The 10,767-nt window shown below is 28.2% G+C and carries 10 protein-coding genes and 1 pseudogene; 2 read left to right on the top strand and 9 right to left on the bottom strand.

The window, feature by feature from the left end; all coding sequences use genetic code 11:
- A partial coding sequence (locus B5E92_RS14065) for an IS3 family transposase (RefSeq protein WP_143357590.1) occupies positions 1-90 on the top strand: 90 nt, incomplete at its 5' end.
- Positions 91-1,068: 978 nt separating this feature from the next.
- On the opposite strand, the gene B5E92_RS14050 is transcribed toward B5E92_RS14065, so the two are convergent.
- From B5E92_RS14050 to deoC, 3 genes are read right to left on the bottom strand one after another with little or no spacing between them, the layout of a single operon-like run.
- Entirely contained in the window at positions 1,069-1,935 is an 867-nt protein-coding gene (locus tag B5E92_RS14050; RefSeq protein ID WP_087303232.1) for a sugar nucleotide-binding protein, read from the bottom strand.
- Positions 1,932-2,867 (bottom strand): class I mannose-6-phosphate isomerase, encoded by a 936-nt coding sequence (locus B5E92_RS14045; protein WP_087303230.1) that lies wholly within the window; start codon positions 2,865-2,867, stop codon positions 1,932-1,934. The genes B5E92_RS14050 and B5E92_RS14045 overlap by 4 nt, the downstream gene beginning before the upstream one ends.
- Complete coding sequence (gene deoC, locus B5E92_RS14040) at positions 2,864-3,547, bottom strand: deoxyribose-phosphate aldolase (protein WP_087303228.1); 684 nt, start codon at positions 3,545-3,547, stop codon at positions 2,864-2,866. The genes B5E92_RS14045 and deoC overlap by 4 nt, the downstream gene beginning before the upstream one ends.
- A 155-nt stretch (positions 3,548-3,702) precedes the next feature.
- On the opposite strand from deoC, the gene B5E92_RS14035 reads away from it, so the two are divergent.
- Positions 3,703-4,416 carry a GntR family transcriptional regulator gene (locus B5E92_RS14035; protein WP_087303226.1) on the top strand — a complete coding sequence of 238 codons (714 nt, stop codon included), beginning with the start codon at positions 3,703-3,705 and terminating at the stop codon, positions 4,414-4,416.
- A 1,105-nt stretch (positions 4,417-5,521) separates the two neighbouring features.
- Here B5E92_RS14035 and B5E92_RS16045 read toward each other — a convergent pair.
- From B5E92_RS16045 to B5E92_RS16040, 6 genes and pseudogenes are all read right to left on the bottom strand, one after another.
- Positions 5,522-5,629, bottom strand: a pseudogene (locus B5E92_RS16045) (alpha-hydroxy-acid oxidizing protein); the annotation flags it as partial.
- 208 nt (positions 5,630-5,837) lie between these two features.
- Positions 5,838-7,304: a glycoside hydrolase family 1 protein gene (locus tag B5E92_RS14030; protein WP_087303224.1), complete on the bottom strand. Its 1,467-nt coding sequence runs from the start codon at positions 7,302-7,304 to the stop codon at positions 5,838-5,840.
- Positions 7,294-7,956, bottom strand: a complete 663-nt coding sequence (locus B5E92_RS14025) for a GntR family transcriptional regulator (protein ID WP_087303223.1) — start codon at positions 7,954-7,956, stop codon at positions 7,294-7,296. Before B5E92_RS14025 ends, B5E92_RS14030 begins: the two co-directional genes overlap by 11 nt.
- A gap of 84 nt (positions 7,957-8,040) precedes the next feature.
- Complete coding sequence (locus tag B5E92_RS14020; protein WP_087303221.1) at positions 8,041-9,072, bottom strand: aldo/keto reductase; 1,032 nt, start codon at positions 9,070-9,072, stop codon at positions 8,041-8,043.
- Between the two features lie 88 nt (positions 9,073-9,160).
- Entirely contained in the window at positions 9,161-9,358 is a 198-nt protein-coding gene (locus B5E92_RS14015; protein ID WP_087303219.1) for a hypothetical protein, read from the bottom strand.
- Positions 9,359-10,421: 1,063 nt separating this feature from the next.
- Positions 10,422-10,637 (bottom strand): transposase, encoded by a 216-nt coding sequence (locus B5E92_RS16040; protein WP_087303217.1) that lies wholly within the window; start codon positions 10,635-10,637, stop codon positions 10,422-10,424.
- Positions 10,638-10,767 lie beyond the last annotated feature (130 nt).

Genomic DNA, 10,767 nt, shown 5'->3' with positions numbered 1-10,767 from the left:
TTATTTGATTATGTAAACTGGTATAATAATATCAGGATACATGGTTCACTTGATTATAAAACACCTGTTGAATTTAGAATGTTCTCATAGAAATTGTCCAAAAAAGTGTTGACAATCCAATTTTTTCATTGTTCTTATAATCTTCAACTTCATAATATTCTTTAATATTCTCCATTTTTCATTTTGATACAGTAATAAAAGATTATCAAATATCAATAATGGTTCTAAAATCATAGAAGAACAGAATTATCTTACACCTTATCAACTGCTATTATTACATCGTTTAAAAGGTAAAAATTGTATATTAATATACTTTAACACTTATGATTTAAATACTATTTTTAATAAAAAATTTTAAGATAGTAAGATACTTGGGATTTTACTCAAATAAAAGTTTAAAAACATATGCCAAAATGGCAAGAATTAAATGTGAATCGTGCGGCTTTGAAGAAAATGCATATGAGGGGGTACTTGAAGAATTTCTAGAAATAGAATTATACAAAGGATTAAAACAAAGACAATACAGCTACCAATCTCTAGAATATAATAAGATCATGTTCAAGAAACTGTAATTTTTCTAGCACTTTTTAAGAACCTTATTTTAAAGATATCCATAAAGTTACATTTCTTCATAATATACTTAATGGTAAATCAAAATTCCTATTAAAAAAATAGACAGCTAGCTGTCTATTCATAAATTTCTAAAGATAAACCATCAAAATCAAAGAACAATGTCATTCTTTTGTAAATAAAGTTGTCATAACGAATGGATTCTGCAGCTATTTCTTTTTGATTTAGTTTTTTAAAGTTGCTTCAACATCATCAACATAAAATGTTAAACATCTAAATCCTCTAGCCTCCGGAAAGCTTTTGCATTATAGAGCATTTTTTATAATAAATAATTCTATTTCTTTTTCCCCACATTTTAAATCTATTTTTTAGTCTTTACGCTCTTGTCAATAATTTTCAAGGATTATTTCAAATCATAGTAAATCAACATAAGAATGTATTGCTCTTTGATAATCATTATTGATGATTACAATATGGTGTATTTTATTAAAATTTCTATTATTTCCAACCAAAATCTTTCAACAATTCATCAATATTTTGTTCAAATGTATTAAATGTTATTCCATGGCTTGCAAGTTTACTAGAATCTAAACGGAAATCACGGAAACGATCACTATAACGATCATGATTAGGAAGAATTAAACGATTGATAGCTTCTTGATTACAATTTAATTCCTTAGCAATATAACAAGCACTTTCATAAGTGGTCATTTCATTTTTATTACTTACATGATAAATACCTGCAGGTAAGTTACTAATGGCTTCGAATTGTTTTGCAAGATATTTTGCATATGTCATACCTCTTTTTTCATTACATGTAAATAATGTTGGTTCATTTTTAACTAATGCATTCATAACATTTTTTACAATATTTGGACTAGCTTTAATTCCTTCAAAAGAAAGTCCCATCATCCAAGAGTATCGTAAAATAACAGCATCAATACCTTGAGACTGAATATATTGTTCACATTCAATTTTATTTTGACCATATACAGTTACAGATTCAACGGGTTCATTTTCATCAAATGGACCAAGATTACTTTTACCGTTGAAAACTTGTTCAGTTGAACAGAAAATTAAACGTGCATTTTTTCTCTTACAAATATCAACAATTTCTTTTGTTGACTCAACATTTATTTTATGAGCTAATTCAGGTTGTTCTTCACAAACTGCTGTTGTTGCATTAGCTGCACTATGGAAACAAATATCAAAATCTTGTTTTTCAATAAATTCGCGAACATTTTGAGGATCAGCAAAATCACAGTCTTCTCTAACGATTCTAATCCAATTAAATTTGTCTTTGTTTTCACGATAAATATAGCTTGCTAAAAATCCATTAGCACCTGTTACTAAAATTGTTTTCATCTATTTTTCTCCTTTTTTGGTCGACTATATAATATATGAGCATTACTTACTATCCTAATTTCTTGGGCATTATAAGGCACAAATAAACTTCCATAGCCATCAATTTCAATAACTTCATCATTCCATTCAATTATACAAGTTTCTTTGTCTATATTTGTAATAATACAATAACATTGATCTGTTGTAATAAAAATATCTTTATCTATCCATAATTCATCAACCGTAAAGTATTGATTATCAGTTAATTGACGGTTCTTTTTGCAAGCTTTAAGATATGTTGGCTGTAAAGAAAAATCAGCAACATCAAATGATTCTTTTAAATGTAAAGGACGCGTATTCCCATTTTTGTCTTTACGCCCATAATCATAGAAACGATATGTTGTATTTGAATTGGTTCCAATTTCTAAAGCTAAAATATTTTTCCCCATTGCATGAATTAAACCATCAGGAATGATAAAGTAATCACCTTTATGAACTGGCCATTTTTGTAAATATTTTTCTAAATCTTGATTATGGAGAGCAGCTTCGATTTCTTTAGCATCATCAATTTTTACTCCAGCAACCAATGTTGCATCGTCACTAGCATCAAGTATATACCAAGTTTCAAACTTTCCAAAATCATAAGCGTGTTTTTTTGCATAATTGTCATCAGGATGAACTTGAATACTTAGTGCTTCTTGACTATCTAAATACGCCAAACGCAACATTTCATGCAAGGTATAGCCAGGACCTAAAATACCATCTGGATCTTTTTCAATAACTTCTAGTAAAGTTGTTTTTTCATCAAGATTAGTTATTTCATTACTGCCGTAAGAATGAGCAGACACTTCCCACCATGTTCCAATATTTTCAGGATGATTTCTTATTGTAGCTAGTCGATTACCTCCCCAAATAGTTTTATCTAAAATTGGTTTTAATAATAATGGTTTCATTTTTGTGCCTCTTTAAATTCTTCCAAAATTTTTAATGAAGAACTCGTTCCAATACGTTTAACTCCTAAATCAATCATTGCTTTTGCAGTTTGCCAATCACGAATTCCACCAGCCGCTTTGACTGCTACTTCTCCGGCAACTGTATCGATCATTAATTGAACATCTTCTAGTGTTGCTCCACCAGTACCAAATCCAGTACTTGTTTTAATAAAGTCTGGTTTTACTTCTTTCGCAATTAAAGATAATTGTTTAATTTCATCATTCGTTAAATAACAATTTTCAAAAACAACTTTACTTATTACATTTTTCTTTCTACAAATATCTACAATTTTTTCCATTTCATCTTTAATGAAATCCCAATCTTGCATTTTAGCCTTAGAAATGTTAATGACATAATCAATTTCATCTGCTCCTAAGTCAATGGCGTAATTTGTTTCAAATAATTTTGTTTCTAAACCACATTGACCAAGTGGAAAACCAATTGCTGCTCCTACATGAACTGAAGTACCTTTTAATTGTTCTTTACAAAATGGAACCCATTCAGTATTAATTGCCACCATAGCAGCACCCATTGTTTTAGCTTCTGTACATAACTTAATTAAATCATCGTTTATTGCATCTGCTTTTAAGCAAGTGTGATCAAAATAAGCAGCAACATCTTTTGCTGTTAATTCTTTCATATTAATTCCTCCTTTAACCGTCTTAAATATATCATTATGTAATATATATGTCAACATCATTGAAGAACCTTATATATTACATATATTCTATTATGTAATATAAATTGCATTTTAATCACTAATATGTTATTCTTCTAGAAGTAAGGAGGCATTTTATGAGTACATTATATTTACAAATAAAGGATGATCTTTTAAAAAAAATCAAATCTGGTGAATACAAACAAAACGAAACAATTCCAACTGAATTAGATTTAGCAAAACAATATCAGGTCAGTCGCCCTACTATTCGCCATGCAATTCAATTATTAGTTGATCTAGGTTATTTAGAAAAAAGAAAAAAACGTGGAACTATTGTTTGTAATCAAAAAATTGAACAAGACTTTACTAGATTTATTGCAAGTTTTGATTCTCAAATGCATCAAAAAGGTCTATCTACCCAAACTAAAGTCTTGTTATTTAAACAAGAAATTGCAAATGACGAAGTAAAAAAAGTTTTAGATTTAACGGAAAATAATTTAGTATACAAATTAGTTCGACTTCGCTACATTGATAATAAGCCTAATGTTTTAGTTACTACATATATTCCTTATCAACCCTTTAGTAGTTTTTCAAAAATTGATTTTTCTAATACTTCTTTATACGATTCCTTTAAAAAATTAGGTCGTCCAATTCATAAAGTTACCCGTCTATTAGAAGTTATTAGTAGTGATGAAACTACAGCTGATTTATTAAATATTAATAAAAATAGCCCAGTGTTTTATTTTCATTCATATGGAAAAGATAAAGATGATAAAACGATTGAGTATTCTATTTCAAAATATCGCGGTGATATAAATTCATTTTTATTTGATATTAGTAATACTAATTAAATATATTTTTAAAAAAGCAGATAAATAGAATTAGATAACAAATTATTTCTTGAATATAAACATTTAATGTAAACTAAAAATATTCAACTTTGTTATCAAGAAATCTTTAAATTAGTAAAGATGATAATATTATAAAAATCAAAGATAATACTTTAACTGCTCTTAATGTACAAATACGCACTGATATTCATCCTACTAATGCTAAAATTAATCTTATTTCTTAAAAAAGATGGCTTATTTGAATTTTGTCAAATACAAACTGCCTCAGTAATTATTGAAGATAATATTTAAGTTGTGTAATGGGCAATTATTTTACCAAGTGTCATAATAGTCAATAATATCAGACAATGTTTCATATTCTTCTACACATCCGATAGCTCACTAATTGAATTCAATCTTAAAGATAACCAATTAAAAACAGGCTTTTTTACTTAAAATACGTAGATTAGCGCCTAAACAAACATAAAATTTGAATATCCATTAAAAAAGCGCCGATTATATCAGCGCTTTTTTGAGATTTAAATTTATTCAACACCAATAAAAACCAAAATCTTATCTTTTTTATATCATAACAAAATTTTAAATAATATCCTTTTTTTTAATTATTTTTTATGATTTTTCTATTACACCTTTCAATGTTTTTATATGTTATAATGATTTTTGAACGTTAAATCAACGAAAAAATTTCATCTAACATTATAAGCCATATCTAACTTCTTGCACTTTGGTCAAATCATAAGTTCTCATTATCCTGATTTTCCAATGCATCAGCATTTTTTGTTGTGTATCTATTTTTTAATCTATTCTTTTTAATTTCATCACTTATTAAATCATTATAAAGAATATACTTACAAAATTTATCTTTTATTCAAATAATCGACTTTAATATTTGATATGCTATCGTTATTTCTTCTTATTGTTGTTTTTATATTAATCAAATATAGGATATGGATATTTTTTCTATATTTTAAGAAAAATCATTTTTACACAAGATATTATACGCTATCAATTTGTTTTAATGATGAATAAACTGTCATTATCATTGTATTTTTAAATTCAATGATAATTGTAAAACAACATCTTCAATTCCTTCTTCATTACTATCTCAAATCATACTCACAAAAGGTTTAGCAACAATAACCACATCAGCCCCTAAAGTAAGTTCTTTAAAAATATCAACAACTCTACAAATTGCACCATTAGTAAAGATCTTAACTTGCTCTTTGAACTAATCAGCAATTTCTTGTAAAACAGAAGCAGTTGAAAGACATCAATCAAGGATTCTACCACCATAATTGTGATTTGAACAAGCTTTTCCTATTACAAATTGGACATAATTTACAATAAGGACCTATCATATCTCTACTTTTCTTTAATTTCATTAATATTCTTTTTCTTTCACCTTTCCCTTAAAAAAAATATTAATCGATATTTTCGCCATTCGATTCACATACTTTTTTATACCAATAGAACGAATCCTTCTTACTTCTCGAAAAATCTCCAGTTCCATTATCATGTCTATCTACATATATAAATCCATATCTTTTTTTGAGTTGTCCTGTTCCTGCCGATACAATATCAATTGCTCCCCATGAAGTGTATCCTATTAAGTTAACACCATTATCCACAGCTTTTTTCATAGCTTGGATATGTTGTTTAAAATAATCTATACGATAATAATCATGAATACTCCCATCTTCTTCAACTCGATCTACAGCACCTAAACCATTTTCTACGATCATTAATGGTGTATGAGGATAACGACTTGATAATTTGTTTAAATTATAAAGTAAACCATCTGGATCAATTTGCCATCCCCATTCAGAAGCTTTTAAATATGGATTTTTTGCACCACCTACTAAATTGCCACCAATTTTTTCAACATGAGGATCAGTAGAAACACAGTTCGAAATGTAAAATGAAAAAGTATGTATATCCACAGTTCCATTTTTTAATATTTCTAAATCCCCATCTAAAATATAAGAGGTATCAATATTATGTTTTCTTAAATAAGCCCATGCATAAGGTGGATATTCTCCATTAATTTGAATATCTGCACAAAAATCATTAAATAGACTATCTTTTTCTTGCCAGGCTAGAATATCTTTAGGATTACATGTATGTGGATACCATACAATATGACTGCACATATCTCCAATAATAAATTCAGGATTAATTTTATGTCCCAATTGGACAGCAAGTGCACTCGCAACAAATTCATGATGTAAGGCCTGAAATCTTTCTTGGGGATTATCATGTAATTGTTCAAACTCACACGGTTCAATCCTTGAAAGATCTTCTTTTGTCATATATCCTAATCCCATTAAAGAAGCAAGTGCATCTCCCATAATCCCAGCATTGATCTCATTAAAAGTAAGCCAATATTTTACTTTATCTTTATATCTTCTAAAACATGTTTCTACATATTTCAAATAAAAGTCTATCATTTTTCTAGAATAGAATCCTTGGTAATTTTTTACTAAATTCCATGGTATTTCATAATGTGATAATGTGACCAGTGGCTCAATATGATATTTTTTACATTCATCAAAAATTGCATCATAAAACTTTAAGCCTTCTTCATTTGGTTCTTCATCATCTCCATTCGGATAAATTCTGGCCCAATTAATCGATAATCTAAAAACATTCCATCCCATTTCTGCAAAAAGTTTAATATCATCTAATACTCTATGATATCCATCTACAGCCTCATGTGAAGGATAAAAAGCACCTTCTATTTTTATCGGACAAAATGTCCTAGGTTTTGTAGCACTTCCACCTAAAAGCATATCCGAACACGAAAGACCTTTTCCTCCTTCTAAATAACCGCCTTCATATTGATTGGCAGCAACTGCTCCTCCCCATAAAAAACCTTCTTTAAATTTCATTACTTTTCTCCTTACTCATTTCAGTCATATAAATATCAAAAACATAACTCGCATTATTAAGTAAATTTTTATAGCCTAATTCATAATTTCCTTCTTTAACTGCTTTTAAAGTTAATTTATTATATTCTAGCATTTTGCTCATATCCAGATGTTTAGCATATAAATGAAGTTCAGGTATATTAATAAACCCATGCTCTTTGAGTGATAAATAATCTGGAAAATGATCATCCAAAGAATCAATTAACGTTTTATGGAAATTGTTATCAAAATTATATTTTTCCTTAAAAGAACTTTCTCTTTTTAAACCTTCATCCATATTTTTAATACATTCTTCTAATTTTTTTATAAAAGGATTATTCGAATCAATTTTATATTTTTCAATCAAGCAAGCTACACAGTAACTTTCTAAACAGATAGATAAATGATATCTTTGTTTCATTTCTTCTTCAGTAAGTTTATGAAGACAAAAACCGCGACTCGGTAAAATGTCAACGTGATGTTCGTCACTTAATCTTTGAAGTGCATCTCGAAGTGGCGTACGAGAAATATTTAAATCTTTGGCAATCTTAGTAACTGAATATATTTTATTGGCCTGGATCTGACCTGACCAAATCATATTTATTAACGCATTATATGCATCATCTTTTAGCATCGTACTCTCCTTTCCTTTTTCAAAATAATATCATATCTGTATTTAATAGAAAAGGTGTCAGCATAACTGACACTTTCTTAAATATTATTTATATGTATCCCAAGATTTTTCTACTTCATATCCTTCTTCTTTAAGTTTTTCACGAAGTTCATCAATATGAGATTCATCTGAATCACCATAAATTGTAATACTATCTAAAATATCATCAATTTCTTTCATCTCTTCATCAGTTAGAACAATATTTGCCGTTTTTAAATTTTCATCCAAAAATTTTTCCTGATACATACCTGGAATAGGCACTAAACGATCAAATTTATGCATTAACCAGGCTAAAGCAATTTGTGCATAAGTTGCATTTTTCTTTTGAGAATATTTTTCCAGCATTTCTAAGATAGGCTGATTCTTTTTAATATTTTCATCAGTAAACCATGTAATTGTTCTTTTCGCATCGTCATGTTTATAAGTTTGTCCTGGTTTAATAGTACCTGTTAAAAATCCTACAGCCAATGGCATATATGGGGTAAAACCAATACCTAATTCTTCACACGCTCTTAACACCCCATCAGTTTCAGGAGTTCTTACCATCATTGAATATTCATTTTGAATAACTGAAAGCGGACAAATAGCATGTGCTTCACGAATTTGCGCTTCAGTTGCTCTAGACATAGCCCATCCACGGATTTTTCCTTTTTCAATTAAACCTTTCATTGCTTCAGCACATTCAGCAAGTGAAACTGTTTCAGGAACTCTATGAAACATATAAATATCAACATAATCTGTATCTAATCTTTTTAATGACTCATCTAATCTTGCTTCAATTTGTTCAGCGACTGTTCCTTTACCTGGAATATCAATTGGATTGACTTCAGGATTTAACTTAGTTAAAATAACTACCTCGTTTCTAATAGGTTTTAGAGCTTCCCCAACTAAAATTTCATTATGACCTGCAGCATAAACATCTGCTGTATCATATAAAGTTACTCCCATTTCATGAGCCTTTCTCATCAAAGTAATAATTTCGTTTCTTGGAATTGGATCACCATGTGCGTGAGAAAAACCCATACATCCCATTCCAATTTCTCCAACTTTAATGTTTCCTAACATTCTTGTTTTCATAAGCTGTTCTCCTTTTCAAATAATAAAATTATTTAGTTTTATTTTATATGAACAAAAAATAAATTTTGTTTATACCTCTAAATCAGTTCTAAACATCAAGACCTGTTAAATAAATATCTAGAAACTTTTCATCATCAAATTTAAATTTGAAAAAATCACTGCTTGGTGCTTTCTTAATTACTTCAATATCTCCTGTTCTAGAAAAGAAACATCTACATGTTCCCGTAAAGGAACAACTAAAATAGAATGATAATTTTCTTGAATCATAACTTTTAGTAAGACTCAATTTCTACACAATACCCCTTGAGCACTTGTTTCTCCATTATAAGAAGAAAATAACTCATCAAATTGATAAACAGGTAGAATTAATTCTTTATTCCACTACAACAGTATTAGAATTTCTTTTCTTGATTCCTTTTAACCAAGAATAAGGCTATCTTCACCAATAATGATTTCTAATGTATCACCCATTCTCTCTTGAATAAAATGATTGCAATCAAAATTAATTCTACTTAATAAATCCTTTGCTTTTTTACTTATTCAATTCTAAGTTGTGTTAATAGAAAATCACAACTTCTTTACATTTTACGATGTACATTAAATATAAATGTTTACTCATGGTTTTCTGCTATTTTAGTGCATACCCAAACAATAATGAATTTTATTTAAACCATACATACCGGTATACCGGTATGTATGGTTTAAGAATATCTCAACTTATTAAAAATGTCAATATTATTGGTGGATTTTTTCGTAAATAAAAAGTTAAATTAGTATTATTCTCGCAATAATGATATTTCAAGTACACAATATGTGATAGCATGCTATTACACAAATCTAATTATTGATGATCTCATTTTGATATATATTTCTATAATGAAGAAAAGATTTTTTTGCTACTTCGAAACAACCCCGCCTTACTATCTTTGATGGAACTTCTTATCGCAAATTTTGATAATCTTGTATATTCAGTAATTTCTTTACTATATTTAGATTTATTTTTAATGATAGATTTGTTAAAGACATCATTTTTATTTCATTAACAATTTCTTTTTTAAATCAAGCTAATCAGTCTTTTAATTCAATATTATTCATAATATCCCATCTTGGATGTATTTTTGAATTTATTATAATACACGAATTATTTTTTTCATATAAGAGTAATGTTGCCTTGCCGTAAAATTTATATTATACCCAAATTATTCATGAAAGCAAATTTGTGATGAAAAACTTATAAATCATGTCTATTTTCTAGCTTAAAAAATGTTATCCACCGTAAAATTGTGAATAACCGTAGCTAAAAAAGTGTAGTTTTTCAACTACTTTCAATAAACTATGGATTTTATGTTTTAATTCTGCAGTTTTTGATAGTATTTTAAGAATTTCTTCTTATATCTATATGCACTGCTAAATGACAATATGATTCTTCTTGCATGTCGTATGACCTTTACTGCTATCTTTTGATACTTGTTTCTAAATGTATTCATTCGTATCTTCTGATCTTTGCCTTCTAATACAAGAATCCTAAATAGATGATAGAAGTTATAACACAGTGATGATATCATGAACTGGAAACAGTGTTAATAGTAAAATAAAGATAACCAAAAAGGTTGGTATAATAATTACCAGTTTCGGCAATGAAAAACTATCCTAAGGTTATCTTTTTTGATAGAATCTTCTGTATTCAAATACAGG

The organism is Erysipelatoclostridium sp. An15 (genome assembly GCF_002160675.1).
Lineage (GTDB): Bacteria > Bacillota_I > Bacilli_A > Erysipelotrichales > Coprobacillaceae > Thomasclavelia > Thomasclavelia merdavium.
This window is presented reverse-complemented; position numbering and strand designations above follow the sequence as displayed.